The 18,279-nt window shown below is 68.1% G+C and carries 16 protein-coding genes; 13 read left to right on the forward strand and 3 right to left on the reverse strand.

Translation table 11 applies throughout. The annotated features are described in order from the left end of the window. Window positions 1–117 precede the first annotated feature (117 nt). Window positions 118–330 carry a DUF2804 domain-containing protein gene (locus V1460_RS18475; protein WP_407077485.1) on the reverse strand — a complete coding sequence of 71 codons (213 nt, stop codon included), beginning with the start codon at window positions 328–330 and terminating at the stop codon, window positions 118–120. Between V1460_RS18475 and V1460_RS18480 the strand changes: the two genes are divergently transcribed. Together V1460_RS18480 and V1460_RS18485 are read left to right on the forward strand one after the other, a co-directional pair. Next, a complete protein-coding gene (locus tag V1460_RS18480; RefSeq protein ID WP_407077659.1) occupies window positions 319–462 on the forward strand; it encodes a hypothetical protein in 144 nt (47 codons plus the stop codon). The two genes, V1460_RS18475 and V1460_RS18480, sit on opposite strands and share 12 nt — an antisense overlap. 187 nt (window positions 463–649) lie before the next feature. Beyond that, window positions 650–2,575, forward strand: a complete 1,926-nt coding sequence (locus tag V1460_RS18485) for a CASTOR/POLLUX-related putative ion channel (protein ID WP_338674751.1) — start codon at window positions 650–652, stop codon at window positions 2,573–2,575. 549 nt (window positions 2,576–3,124) lie between these two features. Here V1460_RS18485 and V1460_RS18490 read toward each other — a convergent pair. Beyond that, window positions 3,125–3,469, reverse strand: coding sequence for an SCO0607 family lipoprotein (locus tag V1460_RS18490; RefSeq protein ID WP_338674752.1), 345 nt, complete (start codon window positions 3,467–3,469; stop codon window positions 3,125–3,127). A 436-nt stretch (window positions 3,470–3,905) separates the two neighbouring features. Here V1460_RS18490 and V1460_RS18495 point away from each other — a divergent pair, with 436 nt between their 5' ends. The 3 genes from V1460_RS18495 to V1460_RS18505 are packed head-to-tail and all read left to right on the forward strand — an operon-like array spanning window position 3,906 to window position 6,899. Continuing rightward, window positions 3,906–5,423, forward strand: a complete 1,518-nt coding sequence (locus V1460_RS18495; RefSeq protein ID WP_338674753.1) for an NAD(P)/FAD-dependent oxidoreductase — start codon at window positions 3,906–3,908, stop codon at window positions 5,421–5,423. Continuing rightward, window positions 5,414–6,301: a fatty acid desaturase gene (locus tag V1460_RS18500; RefSeq protein WP_338674754.1), complete on the forward strand. Its 888-nt coding sequence runs from the start codon at window positions 5,414–5,416 to the stop codon at window positions 6,299–6,301. The genes V1460_RS18495 and V1460_RS18500 overlap by 10 nt, the downstream gene beginning before the upstream one ends. After that, complete coding sequence (locus tag V1460_RS18505) at window positions 6,294–6,899, forward strand: TetR/AcrR family transcriptional regulator (protein WP_338674755.1); 606 nt, start codon at window positions 6,294–6,296, stop codon at window positions 6,897–6,899. Before V1460_RS18500 ends, V1460_RS18505 begins: the two co-directional genes overlap by 8 nt. Window positions 6,900–6,936: 37 nt before the next feature. Here the strand turns inward: V1460_RS18505 and V1460_RS18510 are convergent, their stop codons facing one another. Then, on the reverse strand, window positions 6,937–7,083 hold the full coding sequence (locus V1460_RS18510) for a hypothetical protein (protein WP_338674756.1): 147 nt from the start codon (window positions 7,081–7,083) through the stop codon (window positions 6,937–6,939). Between the two features lie 47 nt (window positions 7,084–7,130). Between V1460_RS18510 and V1460_RS18515 the strand changes: the two genes are divergently transcribed. The 8 genes from V1460_RS18515 to V1460_RS18550 all read left to right on the forward strand — a co-directional run bounded on the left by V1460_RS18515 (window position 7,131) and on the right by V1460_RS18550 (window position 18,213). Next, window positions 7,131–7,637 (forward strand): hypothetical protein, encoded by a 507-nt coding sequence (locus V1460_RS18515; RefSeq protein WP_338674757.1) that lies wholly within the window; start codon window positions 7,131–7,133, stop codon window positions 7,635–7,637. 284 nt (window positions 7,638–7,921) lie between these two features. Next, window positions 7,922–8,224 carry a DUF4235 domain-containing protein gene (locus V1460_RS18520; protein WP_338678096.1) on the forward strand — a complete coding sequence of 101 codons (303 nt, stop codon included), beginning with the start codon at window positions 7,922–7,924 and terminating at the stop codon, window positions 8,222–8,224. A 713-nt stretch (window positions 8,225–8,937) separates the two neighbouring features. Continuing rightward, complete coding sequence (locus V1460_RS18525; RefSeq protein WP_338674758.1) at window positions 8,938–10,155, forward strand: IS110 family transposase; 1,218 nt, start codon at window positions 8,938–8,940, stop codon at window positions 10,153–10,155. A 117-nt stretch (window positions 10,156–10,272) separates the two neighbouring features. Next, window positions 10,273–10,638: an STAS domain-containing protein gene (locus V1460_RS18530; RefSeq protein ID WP_338674759.1), complete on the forward strand. Its 366-nt coding sequence runs from the start codon at window positions 10,273–10,275 to the stop codon at window positions 10,636–10,638. Between the two features lie 226 nt (window positions 10,639–10,864). Continuing rightward, the gene (locus V1460_RS18535) at window positions 10,865–12,922 is read left to right on the forward strand and encodes a DUF4139 domain-containing protein (protein WP_338674760.1); all 2,058 of its coding nucleotides are present in this window, start codon (window positions 10,865–10,867) and stop codon (window positions 12,920–12,922) included. Further along, on the forward strand, window positions 12,922–14,502 hold the full coding sequence (locus V1460_RS18540) for a DUF4139 domain-containing protein (RefSeq protein ID WP_338674761.1): 1,581 nt from the start codon (window positions 12,922–12,924) through the stop codon (window positions 14,500–14,502). The genes V1460_RS18535 and V1460_RS18540 overlap by 1 nt, the downstream gene beginning before the upstream one ends. A 524-nt stretch (window positions 14,503–15,026) precedes the next feature. Beyond that, window positions 15,027–17,222 (forward strand): catalase/peroxidase HPI, encoded by a 2,196-nt coding sequence (katG, locus tag V1460_RS18545; RefSeq protein ID WP_338674762.1) that lies wholly within the window; start codon window positions 15,027–15,029, stop codon window positions 17,220–17,222. Between the two features lie 343 nt (window positions 17,223–17,565). After that, on the forward strand, window positions 17,566–18,213 hold the full coding sequence (locus V1460_RS18550; protein ID WP_338674763.1) for an SDR family NAD(P)-dependent oxidoreductase: 648 nt from the start codon (window positions 17,566–17,568) through the stop codon (window positions 18,211–18,213). Window positions 18,214–18,279: the final 66 nt, after the last annotated feature.

Raw genomic sequence — 18,279 nt, forward strand, 5'->3', positions numbered from 1 at the left:
TGAGGGCAAACCAGAGCGACGTCTGTCTCAGACTGAAGGTGCCTCGGCGGGTCGGTCCAGGACGTCGGATGGGTATCGTCATGTGCGGCACTCACCTTCCACGGTGTTCCAAGATCGTCATGAGGCCCACTGCCCTGATCGGGCGCGCTCTAACGGCGCACATCCGCGCTTCCCGCCGGGAATCAGCCTCGCCCAGGGAGCCAGCGGGCCGACCATGGACCAGCGACACCGCATTTCGCGGCCGATCCTGGTGATGCGGCCATCGAAGCACAGCGCGTTCTCTGTGGCGCCGGTGCCATCGGTCCAGCGCCCGCCCAGTTGCAGTCCCACGGTGCGGCCGTCCGTGCCCTCCGCGACCTGATCCGCAGCACGCTCAAGCTCGCCGGCTACGTCAACACCGCCGCCGGACGACGAGCCCACATCGAACGCCCGCGTGTCCTCGCCCTCTACGGCATCACATGATCAAACCAGACGGTCCAGGCACTCACCGGGGCCCTGGCGGACTCATAGCAGTAGTCCCGAGGGTGCCGATCGGTGATCAGGGCGCGATACTGGCCAAGCAACGCTTCTGCTTTCCAGTCACAGGGAGGGCGAATAGGGGTTGCGCACCGAACTTCGCTCCGGTCCAGCAGATTGGAGAGGGCAGGGGATGCGGATCTTCACATCGCAGAAGCTCACGTTGAGGCGACTCCACTATCATGTGGAGACGTTTTTTGTCAGTCATGGCTTCATTGCACTCTCTCTGGCCCTGGTCGCCATATGCATAACCGTTACCATCATATTCAGCTCCCTTGTGGCCGTCACATTTCCTACCGGAAATGGATTCTTCTACGACTGGACGAATCAGTCACTGATTCACATTGCTGAACTATTTCGACTGAGCCGCCCTAAATTGTATGACGAGAAATGGCAGACGCGGCTCATAGAGATATTCATCGGAATGATTCAACTGCTTTTCCTGAGCTCCATGATAGGCGTGATAAACTACAGGGTTCGTTCACGTATCCTGGATTACCAAAAGGGGAGGTCTCAAGTAATGGAGGGCGGTCACGTTCTCCTGCTTGGATGGTCCGAGTTCGGGTTCAGGGTCATTTCAGAGCTGCTTGCGGATAAGCAGCCGCATTCGATCGTCCTCCTTGCCGACAAGGAAACCAATGAGAAGGTTGGAGATAGAATACGCACCCGCCCGTCAGAGTTCTCTTCCAAGAAGCTGATTTGCCGTGTTGGGGACCCATCACGCAGGTCAGACCTGGATCTGGTCAGCCCTGCAACTGCCCGATCGATCATTCTTATGCCGCTTGAAGGTCCCCGCCTGCTGAAGACCCTTCTACACCTCAGACAAATTGAGATCGAGAAAAGGGTGACCGTGCACACTCGTGTTGCGGTGTGGGATATGGAGACTGCGGAGATGCTGCAACTCGCGAGCGACGAACTGCAGATCATCCGTCTCAATGATCGCCTCTCTCGGATCACTGCGCGTACGCTCCACCTTCCCGGTTTCCCTGACTTCTGTCGAGAGGTTCTAAATTTCGCAGAGAATGAAATATACGCGAAACGCGACCCGAACGTGAACGGACTGCAGTTTGGGAGCATAACCCGCAGGTACAAACATTCCACACCCATAGGCCTGCTGAGTGCGGGAGGCCACATTGAACTCCCGCCTGCGTTGGGTACCGAGATACGCAGCGGTGACAAGATTGTCTTCATATCCAGGGAGGGAAGTCGCGTATATGAAGACATCGGAACCTCCTCAAATTTGCCGCGCACTCATGACAATCCAATCGACCGAGCTGCCTCTGCGGAGGGGTTGACCGAAGCCGGCGCTCACTCAAGTAGAGTGCTTGTCATTGGATGGAACCAGCGTGCGGGTCCCCTTCTTGATCGTCTCAATAAGTCGACGAGTAGAGATTCGATGATCAATGTCGCCTTTCAAGGGGATGGGGATGAGGATTGGAGGAATGATTCCGGAGAGAGTGAAAGCCCGGCCCGGTCATCACATGGGGCAAAAGTTTCCCGTCTGGATGTGGATATCTCACAGTTGGATGATCTCGACGCCTTGCCCATGGGGGGCTATACACATGTGATCCTGCTTGCCGAAGAGGGTTTGGAACCGAATGAAGCGGACTGCCTCACGCTTGCGAGGCTCATGAAGCTCTCCCATATAGAAGAATTTCGGGGGGCAAAGATCGCAGAGATGTATGAAGTGGCACAGATTGACTACCCCGCCATTTTTGGCGCCGTCGACATCGTGGACCTCAACTCTCTGTCGGCTGGACTCATATCCCAGATCGGCAGCCACGCCTACTCTTATAGAGTTCTCGGAAAGCTGATGGATGCGAGAATTTTGTACGCATCCCCTTCGTCACTCCTCACCGACACACCTTTTCCGTGGGGCAGAATTTTCTTTTCCTCGATAATTGAGCGGGCCCAGCGGAGCGGATGGATCGCCATGGGATACTTTAAATCGGATGAGATGGGGCGGCCCCCGAGTTTTGGAGTCCACCTCAATCCGGACAAGGATGTCAGGATCGATTTCCAGGAAGACGATCGAATCATTCTTCTGGCTTCTCGGTAACGTGACGATCGCGGTGTGTGATCCATCCGAAGGGTACGGTGGCTCGGTCACGGTAGCTGCAAGTCTCGATCGTCTGGCCCCGGTTATGTGATCGCCGCCGCGGTGATGTTGTTGGCGCGACTGCCGCAGCAACATGGCCACCCAGGTGTTCAGCTTCGAGCGGCTCGAGACGGCCGATACGCATGTCTCAGGCACCGTACGTGCCGCGGACTACCGGGTGCGGACCGCGGACGGGCGATGTCTCGGCGTCTCCGGCACGGTGGCGGGAACAGCGCCGGTCGCAGCGGTCGTCGGGCCCTGCGGCGATGCCGCGGACCAGCGACTCCTGCTGGTCCAGGAGCCCGAGCCGGCAGGAAGCGGGCCGCCTTCGGTCGACGTCGGGTGCACTCGAGCGCACGTCGGACACCCGTCAGAGTGCTGTCCCACGCGGTGTTCGGACCGGCTCCGGTGAACACTCCGATGCCCGCGCTCGGGCAAACGAGTGGGCTCTGAAGCCGGCCGGTCACGAGGACGGCCGGTGGGCCGTCGGCGGGTGGGGAAGGACCGCGGTCAGCTCGCGCCGGGCGCGTCGATGATGCTGCCTTCCTCGTCGACCGTGTGGGTACGCCAGAACTCGTCCCACTCGTCGTCGACCTTCTTCGGCTCCTTGCCTTGCGGATAGCGGACGTAGCCCTTCGGAGGCTGTTCCTTGTCCGGGACACAGGCCGCACCAGTGTCCCCCACCGCGATCACGGGGTACTCGCCTTCGCTGCAGATGTCGTCCTGGATGGAGCATCCGGTGAGCACGACCGCCGCCGCAACGGCCGCACAGGCCGCGGCGGCTGTGGCAGCCCGCCCCCTGCGGGGTGCGGAGACACCGTCGAGTCGGTCGGTCCTGCTGCGGGTGAGGGACATGTCAGCTCCTGTCGTCGTTCCGCCCACCACTGTGGATGACATGGATCGTTGTGCCCTGAGTACTCCTACTCACCTGTGTGCCCACGCATACTCATCCGCACATCACGCAACAGGGCACACACGTCCCGCGCCGACCGGAGCGCGGCGGACGGGCCGCCGCACCGTGTGCGAGGTTCGCGACAGTGGTACGACGGGCACAGGACGGTGGCGCCCCCTCGGGATCGCCACCCCGTGGCAGCACTCGACGTGACGGGTACCGGACCCGCTTGACCGGGATCCGTCCGTCACGGCGCGCCGCACGGCCTGGGTCGGCTGCTGCCGGGACACGGGGCCGGGGCCGTCCGCGAGTGGACGGCGTAGAGAACACACCTGCTCCGCCGACCCGTTCCTCGGCAACGCTCTTGACTCGATGAGTGAAGCGGCCCATTCTGAACGCATGTTCAGAACAAGCGTTCAGAACGTTCGGGAGCATGCCGATGTGGCCGTGATAGGCGGCGGCATCTCAGGCATGGCGACGGCTCTGCGGTTACAGGCGGCCGGACTGTCCACGCTGGTGCTGGAGGCACACGGCCACGCGGGAGGCTGCGCCGGGTACTACCGGAAGCACGGTTTCTCCTTCGACGTGGGCGCTACCACCCTGGTCGACTTCGGCCCCGGCGGCGTCGGCGGCGAACTGCTGGAAGCCACAGGCATCCCACCGCTCGACGCATATGAACTCCCCGGCTACCGGGTCTTCCTGCCGGACCGTGAGGTCGTGCTGCACCGGGACCACACCGCGTGGCATGACGAACGGTTGCGCAAGCTCGGCGACAGCGAGGCCCACCGCCGCTTCTGGGCCCTGCTGGACCGCCTGGCAGACACCTTCTGGCAGGCCAGCCGGAGAGGCATACGCCTTCCCGTACGCGGCCCTGCCGACGCCTTGCGCGATCTGCGGGCCGTCGGGATGCCCGGCGTGTTGCTCGCGCGCCACTTGAACCGGACCCTGGGAGACGCCCTGCGGGACCACTCCCTGCGGGAGGACCACGCGCTCGTCGGGCTTCTCGGCATGCTGGTCGAGGACACGGTGCACACCGGCGTCGACGACGCGCCTCTCATCAATGCCGCGCTCGGGGTGACCATCCGTGGCGCGGGGCTCAGCAGGCACACCGGAGGCATGCACGGGTTCTGGCGTGTACTCGTGCAGCACTACAGGGGCCTGGGCGGCTCGCTCCGGGTGGGCTGCCGCGTCGCGTGCGTCGAAGGCGGCCCCGGCTCCTATCGGCTGACCACCCGTCAGGGTCTGCTGCACGCCCGCCGTCTCGTCTGCGCGGTCCCCGCCGCGACGACCGCGTCGATCTGCGCGGGACTCCCTGTCGCCCGCAGACTGCGGACGTACCTGCGTCGGGACGCGGACGCGATGGGCGGTGCGACCGTGGTCTTCCTCGGCGTACCGCAGTCGGAGGTGGCGGGCCAGGACCTCACACACCACCAAGTCCTGCAGTCGTACGCCCGCCCTCTGGGTGACGGCAACAACATGTTCGTCTCCGTGTCCGCACCAGGCGACACGCTCAGCGCTCCGCCCGGGCACCGGGCGGTGATGATCTCCACCCACACCGACCTCACCGCCTGGCGCGGCCTCGATCGGACCGCGTACAAGCAACGCAAGAAGGAGGCCGGCGAGCGGCTGGTGGGCCTGGCCCGGCGGGTGTACCCACGGCTGGGAGAGCGAGCCGTGTTCACGCAGACCGGGACGCCACTCAGCTACGAGCGGTTCGGTTTCCGTCCGGAGGGAGCAGTGGGCGGAGTGCGCCAGAACCTGCGCAACACCAACCAGCACGCCGTTCCGCACGATCTCGGTGGCCCCGGGCTGTGGCTCGTCGGCGACTCGACCTGGCCCGGCCTCGGTACGGTCGCCTGCGTGCTGGGCAGCCGCATCGTCGCCGACGGCATGCTGAAGGAGAAGGGATGGGCCTGATGACTCCGCTCGACCCGGCCGCCGAGCCGGAACCATCCACCACTCCCGTCACACCTGCCACTCCGGCACCTCGGGCGTCCGGACCCCCGGCACCAGTGCTGCCGTCCCTCGCGGCCCTGGACGACGATCTCCTGGTCACCACCCGCAGGCAGCGGATCGTCGCCCTCTGCCGTCCCGGCGCCGGCGTGCTGTGCTTCGCAGGCGCCGTGCGGCTGGGCTGGTGGTGGCTGACGCCCCTGATCCTCTTCGGTGTCTTCGTCGCCGTCGTGACCGTCACCCACGACGTGGTGCACGGCACGCTCGGCCTGTCTCCCCGCGCCACCGACTGGGCGCTGTTCGGTATGGGGCTGGTCCTGCTGGAGAGCGGACACGCGTACCGGTCCACGCACACCCAGCACCACCGGATCTTCCCGCACGCCGACGACCCGGAGGGGTATCCGGCCGAGTTGTCGTTGCTCGGCGCCATCGCCTACGGACCCGTGTTTCTCGTACGCCTGTGGTTCTGGTCCTACCGGCGCGGGCGCGACCGCCGTTGGCTTCTCGCCGAAGCCACGGCCCCGTTCGCCGCCCTGGGCGCGGGAGTGGTGCTACTCCCCCACACGCCAGGGGTGCTGGTCTATACGCTGATGGCAATCGTCGGGAGCTGGGTGTACCCCCTTCTGACCGTGTACCTTCCGCACCACGACTACGGAGACACCCCGTTGACGCAGACCCGCACACTGCGCGGGAGGATCATCCCCGCCGTGTTCCTGGAGCTCACCTACCGCTTGGAGCACCATCTCTACCCCCGAGTGCCCAGCCATCACCTGCCGGAACTCGCGCGCCGACTGGAAGGCCACCCGGCCGCCCGCGGGGTCCGGCCGGTGCGCGTTGTCTGACACGCGTGACCGCGTCCTCGAGGCAACCCTCGCCTGCCTCGTCCGCAATGGTCACGGGGGTACCACCGCACGGGCGATCGCCCAGACCGGCGGCTTCGCGCCCGGGGTGATCTACTACCACTTCGCGGACCTGGACGATCTGCTGGTGGCAGCCCTGATGCGGACCAGCGCGTCCCGGATCCGACGCTATCGCACCGAGCTGTCCGGTACGGACCGGGCCGCTCACGCGGTCGCGCGGCTGCGCGAGTTGTACAACGAGGACGTCGAGACCGGGCACATCGCCGCAGTACATGAGCTGTACTCCGGCGCCAGGCCCGAGTCGAGGCTCGCCGCCCGACTTGCCGTCGAGACCCGGAACTGGGAGGAGCTGGCCGAGGAACTGCTGACCGTACTCCTGCGCGGCAAACCGCTCACGTCCGTCGTACGCGTGCCCGTGCTGGCGAGCGCGGCAGTGGCGTTCTACCTCGGCATGGAGACTCTCACCCACCTCGACGGTGACCGCTCCCGCCCTGCGGCCCACTTCGACCAGGCCGCCAGGCTCGCCGCGGTCTTCGACCGGATTCCCCGCTTGAACCGGCGCGCTCGCCGCGCGCCCTGAGAGTCCGACCGCCGCGCCGTGGTGTGCCGCGGCAGGATCACCGGACGGTAGCCCGCTGCGGGAGCCGTTCGGTGAAGACGGAGCCGTGGCCCGGTGTACTCGCCACCGAGACCGTCCCACCCTGTGCCTCGGTCAGCTTGCGGGTGAACACCCGGCCGGGCTCAGCCGCCATGGCCGAGAGCACGGTGAACTCCCCGAGAAATCACAGTCGGCCGGGTCGCGGTGTACGGGGTGGTGAACCACGCCGGGACACCGGTGTACGTGCACGTCAAGGTCTGCGTGATCGACGACGTGTGGGCGGCAGTCGGCTCGGACAACGTCAACCTGCGGTCCTGGACACATGACTCCGAACTCAGCTGCGCCGTTGTGGACGACACAGCGGACACCCGGGAACCACAGGACCCCGGAGGACTGGGCGACGGCGCGCGCCGCTTCGCCAGAGAACTGCGGCTGCTGCTCGTACGCGAGCACCTGGGCCGGGAGGCACCGCGCGATCGAGAGGCATCGGACGAACTACGCGACCCCGGAGGCACGTTCGATGCGTTCACTTCCGCCGCCGCGGCACCGGACTCCTGGTACGAACGCGGCTGCCCGGGCCCCAGGCCGCCCGGACGTCTGCGCGCCTGTCGGGCGCCGCGGCTCTCGCGTTGGGAGCGGGCGCTCGCGATGCCGCTGTACCGCGCCCTCGTCGACCCGGACGGGCGTCCACAGCGTCCACGGCGCCGTAACTCGTTCTGACCAGAACCCCACCGACCCTGCTCCCGGAGACCGGCCGGTTCCAGGAGGCAGCCACCCGGGGCCGCACGTTGGGTTTGAGCGCCTCCCTGTCGGTCAGGTGAAAGACACACGTCGACGCTGCCGCACGGCCACGTACGGTGGGGCTTCCGACGACGACCGACCGCCCCCGCAAGGGAGACTCCCACTGGTTACCCGGAGGAGTATCGATCATGGGACATGATGGGCACATCCTCCCCCGATGAACGATGAACGATGAACGATGAAAAAGGGGACCCGTGAACAAGATGAAGCTCAAGAGGCGGGGAAAGGTACCGCTCGCCTACAAGCCGGTCGGCTTCGCCCTGAGCTGGGGCGGCGGCACACTTGCCGGAATCGCCTTCCAGAAGGCGTGGAAGGCGCTCCGCCACGAGGACAACGCGCCCGACGCGCTCGACCGTGACCGGGGATGGGGCGAGATCCTACTGGCGGCTGCGGTACAGGGCGCCATATTCGCCGTCGTCCGCAGCGTGATCGACCGGTCCGGGGCCGAGATCGTGCACCGTGCGACAGGCGTCTGGCCGAGCAGCGACAAGGACAGCCGCGACTGAGCCACGCCACCGCACGCGCCACCGGGCTTGCGAGAGCTGATCGCCCGAACCGGCGGCCTCCGCGGCGTCGTCGCTCAATGCGCCGACCACGCTCAGGGATGAGCCCGCCCCCGTCACTTCGCGGCACGGCGCCGGGAAGCGCAAGGGCCCGGACTCGGGAACACCTCTTGCACTGCGTTCTCGGCATAGGTGAGAGCGCACCCCTGTACACCCGGCCGGATCCTGCTTGCTTTTGCGGGGTTTTACTCTATGGTGTCCGATCCGGATGAGTCGGCGCGGTGGCGCAGGCTGGCGGGGCGGGACCGCGGTGTGCCACGCTGATGAGGTCTCCAGCCTGGTCTGGTGGGGTACCCCGCGTCGCTGGGTGGTCACCGTGGTGGCCGTCGTTTGGTACGGGTGGTCTTGCTCGGCTGTGCACGGCACCGATGCCGTGTGCTTGACGGCCTTCTCCCCCGTTATGTTTTCTGCGGCTCCGCAATGGGGCCGCTGGCCTCCGGGCCCGGCATGACTGTGTCCCCCTGTCGAACGGATGACCTGGGGGGTGGTGTCACCGGGCCCGGGAGGTGCCGTCGGAGACGCTGATGAGAGGTCCGGCCACCGCCCGGTCCGGCGCAACGCCGGACAGCTCGCGGGCGGCAGGTCTGCATAACGTGGATGCGCGCGTACGACACCACTGCCAAGGCCGGCCTGGACAACTCCCCTGGAAGGGCGCGATGTTCGACACCGAAGACGTGGGCGTGTTCCTCGGCCTGGACGTCGGCAAGAGCAGCCATCACGGCCACGGACTCACCCCGGCCGGGAAGAAGGTCCTCGACAAGCAGCTGCCCAACAGCGAGCCGAAACTGCGGGCCGTCTTCGACAAACTGACCGCGAAGTTCGGCACCGTCCTGGTGATCGTGGACCAGCCCGCCTCGATCGGCGCCCTCCCGCTGACCGTCGCCCGCGACACCGGCTGCAAGGTCGCCTACCTGCCCGGACTCGCCATGCGGCGGATCGCCGACCTGTATCCGGGCGAGGCGAAGACCGATGCGAAGGACGCGGCGGTCATCGCGGACGCCGCCCGGACGATGCCGCACACCCTGCGCTCGCTGGAACTGACCGACGAGATCACCGCCGAGCTGACCGTGCTGGTCGGCTTCGACCAGGACCTTGCTGCCGAGGCCACCCGCACGAGCAACCGGATACGCGGCCTGCTCACCCAGTTCCACCCCAGCCTGGAGCGCGTCCTCGGCCCCCGCCTCGACCACCCCGCCGTGACCTGGCTGCTGGAGCGCTACGGCTCCCCGGCCGCCCTGCGCAAGGCCGGCCGCCGCAGACTCGTTGAGCTGATCCGCCCGAAAGCCCCCCGCATGGCCCAGCGGCTGATCGACGACATCTTCGACGCGCTCGACGAGCAGACCGTTGTCGTCCCCGGCACCGGCACCCTCGACCTCGTCATCCCCTCTCTGGCCGCATCCCTGGCCGCCGTCCACACCCAGCGCCGGGCAATGGAGGCCCAGATCAACACCCTCCTGGAGGCCCACCCTCTTTCCCCGGTCCTGACGTCGATGCCCGGCGTCGGCGTCAGGACCGCCGCCGTCCTGCTGGTCACCGTCGGCGACGGCACCAGCTTCCCCACCGCCGCCCACCTGGCCTCCTACGCCGGCCTCGCCCCGACCACGAAGTCGTCCGGCACCTCGATCCACGGTGAACACGCACCCCGAGGCGGCAACCGGCAACTCAAACGCGCGATGTTCCTCTCCGCCTTCGCCTGCATGAACGCCGACCCGGCCTCCCGCACCTACTACGACCGCCAGCGAGCCCGCGGCAAGACCCACACCCAGGCCCTCCTCCGACTCGCCCGCCAACGCATCAGCGTCCTGTTCGCCATGCTCCGCGACGGCACCTTCTACGAATCCCGGACGCCAGCGGACGTCGAGCTCGCTGCATAACCCCAGCAACCCAGAACCACCCCAAACCCGACAGGAGTGCCTTGACGAAAGACATAGAGGCACCCCCCCCGGGGAGCCGACCGTGATGGGCTCTGTTCCCGAACGGCGGTCCCTGTCATGCGTGACTTCGACATGAGTATCAGCAGGCTTTCCGGGCGCATCGTGGTCTCCCTGACGGGCGAGCTGGACTTCGACGCCTGTCCAGGGGTGGCCCGGGCCACCGACAGCCTGCCGCTCCACGGCAGCATCCTCACCCTGGACCTCTCCGACGTCACCTTCATGGACTCCACCAGCCTCAACATGCTGCTGCGCCTACGGAGACGTGCAGAGGCCGAAGGCGGTGTCCTGGAGTTGCGCGGATTACGGGAACAGGCTCGACGCGTCCTGGAAATCACCGGCACGCAGACCCTGTTCCACGTGCTCCCCACCCCCCCGGCGGCATCCCCGCCACCGTCCGGGGGTGTGGTCCGGGGAACCGTCTGACGCCGCGCCCCAGTCGCGAGTGGACACGGCGCCGGACCGGCTCGTTCGCCCGGGGGACCGGCGACGAGACATCTCGGCTGGGTGCTCCGAAGCACCTCTGTCCGAGCAGCCGGACACGTCGGCAGCCGGTGCGGCGCGGGCGGTCCGGAGTGTCCCAGGATCGCGGCCGGACTCGCCTGCCTTTCGCGTAGGCTTCGCTACCTGGACGCGGCGGGGGGCGGAACGGATGACGGCTGAGGCGGCGAACAGGTGGCGATCGGGCCTCGATTCGGTGGTGGTGTACGCGCGGGGCGCGGTCTGCCGCAGACTCGCCGGGGGCCGGGTGCCGCCGGACGGCCGGGTGCGGGTGACGGGGCTGCCCCGCTCGCTCGATGCCGGTTCGCTTCGGGCACGGGTCCTGGGAGCTGCCGGTGTCCGGGTCGTCGAGGCCCGGGTGGTGATCGAGGCGGGTCCGGCCGCACCCGAGGGCACCGACGAGTTGTGGCGCGAGGTGGAACGACTGCGGGAGGCGTACGCCGCGACGGCGGCACGCAGGGACCGGCAGTCGGCTCTGCTCGAAGAGGTCGCGGCGTTGCGTCCGGTTCCGCCGCCCCGCAAGCGCGACGATCCGCACCGCAGCACCCCTACGGATTCGTGGCTCGCGCTTGCCGACTTCGTCGACGAGCGGCTGACGGCCGGTCATGCCCGGCTCATGGAGTTTGAGAAGGCGTCGCTCAGGGCGGAGCACGCACTGAGGGTCGCCGAGGACAAGCTGGAACGAGCCTCTTCCGACAGCCTGCAGGATCAGGTGGCGACGACGGTCTGCGCGGCCTTGACGCTCGGCCAGGACCGGGACACCGACGATATGTGCGATCCGGACGCCGAGGTCGAAGTGGAGGTGGAATACCGGGTCCCCGGCGCCGTGTGGGTACCGTCCTATCGGCTCGTCCACCGTCAGGGCGATGACAGTGGCAGCCTGGCACTGCGCGCCTCGATCGCTCAGCGCACCGGCGAGGACTGGACACGGGTACGTGTCGCCGTCTCCACCGCCGACCTGGGCCGCCGCACCGATCTGCCGAAGCTCCGCTCCATCCGGATCGGACGCCGTCAGCCCACCGTGGCGCCTTCCGGTTGGCGAGAGCCCCCCGCGGGGCTCACCGACCTCTTCGCCGGATACGACGCGGCAGGCCCGAGTCCTGCGGATGCCGCCGGAGCGGGCTCCGCGCACCTTGCTGCCGGGACCGTCTCCGGAACCGCTGCCTTCCCGCCTCCGCCGCCCGCTCCCCAGGGCTACGGAGCTCCGCCTCCAGGGCTCCTGGTGGAAGGTGGCGCAATGCCCGTCCCCGCGGCACCGGTGATGGCAGGGCGCCCCGGACCCCCGTCACGCAGCATGGCCTTCTCCGCCCCGGTACCCATGCCGCCCGCTGCCCCCGGAGGCCCCGTACCTCCGCCTCAGGAGCCAACGGCCGGTCCGCCGCGGCCGAGCGGCAGCGAACTCGACTACGCCGCTCTCGTCCTGAGCGGACCCGACGAGCGGCAGCGCAGTCGGCGGGGCCGGTTGTTCCCCACCGGCGACGACCTCGTCGCCGCCGAGTCCCGAAGCCGGGCAGAGGAAGTCGCCGCACTGCCGCTCCCCGCACACGCCGTACGGCCACGTGAGGCGGCCGGGTCCTTCGACCATCGGTTCGACGCCGCCGCGCGCGCGGACATCCCGTCCGACGGCACCTGGCACACCGTCACCCTCACCGACATCCCGGTCGGACTGCGCACCGAGTACGTCTGCGTGCCATCCGTCGAGGAGACGGTGTACACCACCCTGGTGCTCTCCAACGCCACCGATCGTGCTCTGCTGGCCGGCCCGGTGGAGGTGAGCGTCGACGACGAGTTCGTACTGACCGCCGGGCTGCCCACGCTCGCCCCCGGCGGGATCCGGCGGGTGGGACTCGGGCCGGCCGAGGCCATCGGGGTCACTCGCCGTACGGAGTTCCACGAGTCGACCTCGGGGCTGCGCGGGAACACCACCGTCCTCGACCACCGGGTCCATGTGGAGCTGGCGAACCGGTTCGCGAAGCCCGTCACCGTGGAGGTCCGCGAGCGCGTTCCCGTCACCTCCGAACCGGATGTCCGGCTCGAGGAGCGGGCCGACTGGACGGTGCCCGACGGCGGCGAAGGGCCCGACCACGCTCCCGGGATCCGTCTCTGGCGCGTCGATCTGCCCGCCGGCGGCTCCGCTGCCCTCGACGGCGGCTACCTGGTCCGCATCCCGGCCGGCAAGGCTCTGGCCGGCGGCAACCGGAGGATCTGATGCACGCCTCGACCACGACGCCGACCCCGCTGCCCCTCCCCGTCACCACTGTCACGTGCCTGGAGGACCGAGCACACGTGGAGCGCGCCAGAGTCGTCGAACTGGAGGCCGGGGTCCAGCGGCTGCGTCTGGGACCGATCAGCGCACTCGCCGTCGACCGCACGCTGCACACCGAGCTGACGACCGAACGCCCCGACCATCCGGTGAAGGTACTGGACGTCCGGATCGTCCGTACCTGGACGCCGCGGGCCCCCCTGCCGCCCGGCGACGAGGACTCGGCCCTGCGCCACCGTGTGCACCGCCTCGAGGAGGAACGGCTGGCACTCGGGCAGCGGAAGGACCGCCTGGCGGCCCGCATGGACGCGCTGAGTCGGCTCGCAGCCGATCTGCTGAGGGACATCGGCGAGGGTGCGGGGGCCGGGATGGCCGAACCGGACCGCTGGGCCGATGAGTTGGACCGGGTGGACGGCGAGCGGGAGGACTCGGGTGAGGAACTACGCGGCGTCGACGCCCGGCTGGCGGCTGTGGCCGCCGAACTCGCCGACGCACAGAGTGCACTGGCCCTTGCCGAGGAGTCACCAACGGAACTGGTCGGCCATGTGGAGCTGACCGTGCAGGCGAGGAGAGCCGGGCCGGCGCGGCTCAGGCTGAGCCACCTGACGCCGTGCGCCCTGTGGCGACCCGCCTACCGGGCCGTGCTGAAGGGGGGTTCATTGACACTGGAGACCGATGCGATGGTGTGGCAGCGCACCGGCGAGGACTGGTCGGACGTGCGACTGGCGCTGTCGACGGCCCGGTCGGCACGGGCGACCGAGCCTCCCCGGCTGGACGAGGACCGGCTGTCCCTCAGGGAGCGCAGCGCCGCGGAGCGCCGCACGATCGACATCGAGCTGCGCGAGGAGCGCATCGGGGACCTCGGGCCGTCTCCCGTCCTCGGCCTGCCGGGGGTCGACGACGGCGGCGAGGTACGGGTGCTGAAAGCCGCGGAGCCGGTGTCCGTGCCGGGCGACGGACGGGGGCACCGGGTGCCCGTCTGCGTCTTCATGACATCCGCCCGCAGCGAGTACGCCTGCTCACCCGAGCTGTCCCCGCTGGTCACGCAAGTGGCGCGGTTCGACAACCACTCCGGTCACGCGCTGCTCGCAGGACCCGTGGACCTGATCCGTGACAGCGGGTTCACCGGCCGCGGAACACTGGACTTCACCGCCCCCGGCGCCGCAGCGGAACTGGCCTTCGGCAGCGTGGACGACCACCGTGTGATCAGACTGGCCGAAGAGTCCCGCGACACCTCCGGAATCACGCAGCGGACCGTGGTCACCCGCACGGTCCGATTGCATGTGTCCCGGTTCTCCGCACCGAGTGAGCGCGACGAACAGGTGATCGTCCTTCGTGAGCGGATTCCAGTCTCCGAGGTCTCGGCGGTGGAGGTGCGCTTGCGCACGGAAGCGTGTTCCCCACCGCCCGACGTGGTGGACGCCGAAGGCATCGTCAGCTGGGACATCAGGCTGGCGCCCGGTGGCAGACGCACGGTCACCCTGGTATACGAGCTGACGGCGAGCGGGAAGGTCACCGGACTCTGAGCCCCGACACGGCCACCTTCGCAGGACGGGCCTCGGCGACGATTCGGCGCCGTCCTTCATCCCCCGGCCGCGCCCCGCGACCGCTCCGGCAGGCCGTTCACATCGATTCGCCTGCTCGGGTTTGAACGGGCACGGAATTCAGCGGGGAATCACCCCCGCTTCCATCGGCAGTACGCGATTCCAAGGCGACCGAGGCCGGCCGGACCGATAAGCGGATGGTGCTGACGGCGCCATTCTTACACAGGGTTCCGGCGAGGAAACCGAATGCACGTTGTGCGAGTCGGCCGTTTCCCGGCAAGTCCGGGGGCGGTGAATTCTTGTTGCCTGGGATGCTCTGCGTGTTCTCGTAGCGGCGCAGTCCGCTGTGCGCGACCATACGGACGCCGCGGACCGCGCATTCGACGGCGCCATACACGGGCGGGCTACGGGCGGCACGGGTCGGTTCCCTCGACCCGGAAGTCCGAAGAAGCGTCAAGAGCAGGAAATCGCCACAGGGAAACACCGAGACAGGAAGGCGGACGAACGTGTCCGGCAGCGAATCCGAGAGTCCAGCGATCCCTTCCCCGGCTCCGACGGGGACTCACCCGAAGACGAACCAGGACTGGTGGCCCAACCAGTTGGATCTCCAGGTGCTCCACCAGCACTCCCCCCAGTCCAACCCCATGGATGCGGATTTCGACTACGCCGAGGAGTTCGCGACACTCGACCTCGACGCACTCAAGCAGGACGTGTTCGAGGTCATGACGGCGTCCCAGGACTGGTGGCCGGCCGACTACGGCCACTACGGACCGCTCTTCATCCGGATGAGCTGGCACGCCGCGGGGACGTACCGGATCGCCGACGGGCGAGGCGGCGGCGGCGCCGGAGCCCAGCGTTTCGCACCTCTCAACAGTTGGCCCGACAATGCGAGCCTCGACAAGGCGCGCCGCCTGCTGTGGCCTGTCAAGCAGAAGTACGGCAGGAAGATCTCCTGGGCCGACCTCCTGGTCTTCGCGGGCAACTGCGCCATGGAATCGATGGGGTTCAAGACATTCGGATTCGGTTTCGGGCGGGAGGACATCTGGGAGCCGGAGGAGATCTTCTGGGGCCCGGAGGACACCTGGCTGGGCGACGAGCGCTACAGCGGCGACAGGCAACTCTCCGGTCCTCTGGGCGCCGTGCAGATGGGACTGATCTACGTCAACCCGGAAGGTCCCAACGGCAACCCGGATCCGGTGGCGGCGGCCAGGGATGTCCGCGAGACGTTCGGGCGCATGGCGATGAATGACGAGGAGACCGTTGCCCTCATCGCCGGCGGCCATACGTTCGGCAAGTGCCACGGCGCCGTCGATCCCGAGTACATCGGCCCGGAACCCGAGGCCAGCCCCATCGAGCAGCAGGCCATCGGCTGGCGGAACAGCTACGGCAGCGGCAAGGGCGCGGACGCGCTGACCAGCGGTCTCGAGGGCGCGTGGACCACCGAGCCGACGAAGTGGGACAACGGGTACCTGGACAATCTGCTCGGCTACGACTGGGAGCTGACGACCAGCCCGGCCGGAGCGAAGCAGTGGACGCCGACTGACGCCTCGGCCCAGGGCAGTGTGCCCGATGCGCACGACCCGTCGAAACGGCACGCACCCATGATGCTGACGACGGACCTGGCTCTGAAGGTCGATCCCGTGTACGCGCCGATCGCGAGGAGCTTCCACGAGAACCCGGACAGGCTCGCGGCAGCGTTTGCCAAAGCCTGGTACAAGCTGCTGCACCGCGACATGGGGCCGCTCTCGCGCTACCTCGGGCCGTGGGTGCCCGAGCCGCAGCTGTGGCAAGACCCCGTACCCCCGGTCGACCACGCACTCGTGACGGACAAGGACATCGCGGTCCTGAAGGACAGGATCCTCACGTCGGGGCTGTCCCTCTCCCAGCTGGCCGCCACCGCCTGGGCCTCGGCGGCGAGCTTCCGCGGCACCGACAAGCGCGGCGGGGCCAACGGGGCGCGGATCCGGCTCGCGCCGCAGAAGGACTGGGAGGTGAACGATCTGCCCGAGGTGGCAGAAGTCGTCAGGTCTCTCGAACAGATCCAGCAGGACTTCAACCAGTCGCAGTCCGGCGGAACCCGGGTCTCCCTGGCGGATCTGATCGTCCTGGGCGGCTGTGCGGCCGTGGAACAGGCGGCCAAGAACGCCGGGGTGGACATCGCGGTCCCGTTCGCACCCGGGCGCACGGACGCCTCCCAGGAACAGACGGACGTGGAGTCGTTCGCCGTACTCGAACCCAGGGCGGACGGCTTCCGCAACTACATCCGGGCGGACGAGAAGCTGTCGCCGGAGACCCTCCTCCTGGACCGGGCCAACCTGCTGCACCTCACCGCTCCGGAGATGACGGTGCTGGTCGGCGGCATGCGGGCGCTGAACGCCGGCTTCCGGCAGTCGCCGCACGGCGTCTTCACCCACCAGCCGGAGGCACTGACCAACGACTTCTTCGTCAACCTGTTGGACATGGGCACCGAGTGGAAGACGTCGGCCTCCGACGCCAACGTGTTCGAAGGCAGGGATGGTGCCACAGGCCAGGTCAAGTGGACGGCAACCGCGGTCGACCTCGTCTTCGGTTCGCATTCCCAGCTCCGAGCCATCTCCGAGGTCTACGGGTCCAGGGACGCGGGGGCGAAGTTCGTCCGTGACTTCGTCGCAGCGTGGGACAAGGTGATGAACCTCGACCGGTTCGAACTGCGTCGGGCCTGAGCTCCGAGTCGGCGAACGAGCCACCGGCCGGGAACACCTCGCCGGCGGCTGCGCTTCACGGTGCCGCGCCCCTGCCACCCGGGGGCGCGGCACCGTGCTCAGAGGCACGACGGCCGGAGCCCTGCGGGCGGCCTCGTCCACCATCGTGGTCCGGCCCCCCGTGCGCCCCGGAACGCGCCCGAGCGCCACCTCACGCCTCCACGAGAGGGATGGCCGAAGGCCCTGCTCACCGGTGAGCATGAACGGGATCGGGACACGGCTGAGCGGCGACGGCGACCGGCACGACGGATGCCGCGCGTCCGCCGACCGTGCGGACAAGCCGTCTGTCTCTTCGGGGGGAACGGTGGAACGTCGTTGGCTGATCACGGGGTGCTCGTCGGGACTCGGCCTCGCTCTGGCCACCGCGGCCGCGCGGGAGGGGCATCGACTGGCGGTCACCGCCCGCAACGTCGACGACCTGGAGCGCCTGTCCGCCGCCTGGCCCGACCACATCATCCCAGTCCCGCTCGAACTGCGCGACTCCGCCTCCTGCGAGGAGGCCGTCCGCAGCGCCGCCGACTCTCTCGGCGGCATCGACATCCTCGTCAACAACGCCGGGTGCGGGCTTTTCGACGCGGTCGAGGAGGTGTCCGACGCCGAGCTGCGCGACCAACTGGAGACACTGCTGGTCGGTCCTTGGCGACTCACCCGGCTCGTGCTGCCGCTGATGCGTGCTCAGGGCCACGGGCACATCCTCAATGTCTCCTCGGTGGCGGGCCGGATGGCGTTCCCGGGACTGGCCGCCTACGTGGCCGGCAAGCACGCTCGATCCGGGACGAGCACCGTGCCGCTGAACGCCTCTCGTCGCCTCGGGGACTCGGGGACTCGGGGACGATTGCGAACGGCGGCAGGAGGGTGGTTCGACACCGCCCGCGGCGATGCCGAGCAGGTCCGGCCGCCCGACCGGCGGTTGGCCTTGCCGGCACACCGGAGGTGTCGCCGATGCAGGTGATCACGGCGTGTCAGCGACTGACGGACAGTCAGGACCATGCCACGGTGACGACAACGGCAACGCGAG

The organism is Streptomyces sp. SCSIO 30461, assembly GCF_037023745.1.
Taxonomy (GTDB): domain Bacteria; phylum Actinomycetota; class Actinomycetes; order Streptomycetales; family Streptomycetaceae; genus Streptomyces.

Excerpts from the sequence above, each read along its gene's own strand:
- V1460_RS18535 (WP_338674760.1), top strand. The coding sequence starts at position 10,865 with ATGACGGCTGAGGCGGCGAACAGGTGGCGATCGGGCCTCGATTCGGTG.
- V1460_RS18520 (WP_338678096.1), top strand. The coding sequence starts at position 7,922 with ATGAAGCTCAAGAGGCGGGGAAAGGTACCGCTCGCCTACAAGCCGGTC.
- V1460_RS18495 (WP_338674753.1), top strand. The coding sequence starts at position 3,906 with ATGTTCAGAACAAGCGTTCAGAACGTTCGGGAGCATGCCGATGTGGCC.
- V1460_RS18490 (WP_338674752.1), bottom strand. The coding sequence starts at position 3,469 with ATGTCCCTCACCCGCAGCAGGACCGACCGACTCGACGGTGTCTCCGCA.
- V1460_RS18540 (WP_338674761.1), top strand. The coding sequence starts at position 12,922 with ATGCACGCCTCGACCACGACGCCGACCCCGCTGCCCCTCCCCGTCACC.
- V1460_RS18530 (WP_338674759.1), top strand. The coding sequence starts at position 10,273 with ATGCGTGACTTCGACATGAGTATCAGCAGGCTTTCCGGGCGCATCGTG.
- V1460_RS18485 (WP_338674751.1), top strand. The coding sequence starts at position 650 with ATGCGGATCTTCACATCGCAGAAGCTCACGTTGAGGCGACTCCACTAT.
- V1460_RS18525 (WP_338674758.1), top strand. The coding sequence starts at position 8,938 with ATGTTCGACACCGAAGACGTGGGCGTGTTCCTCGGCCTGGACGTCGGC.
- V1460_RS18500 (WP_338674754.1), top strand. The coding sequence starts at position 5,414 with ATGGGCCTGATGACTCCGCTCGACCCGGCCGCCGAGCCGGAACCATCC.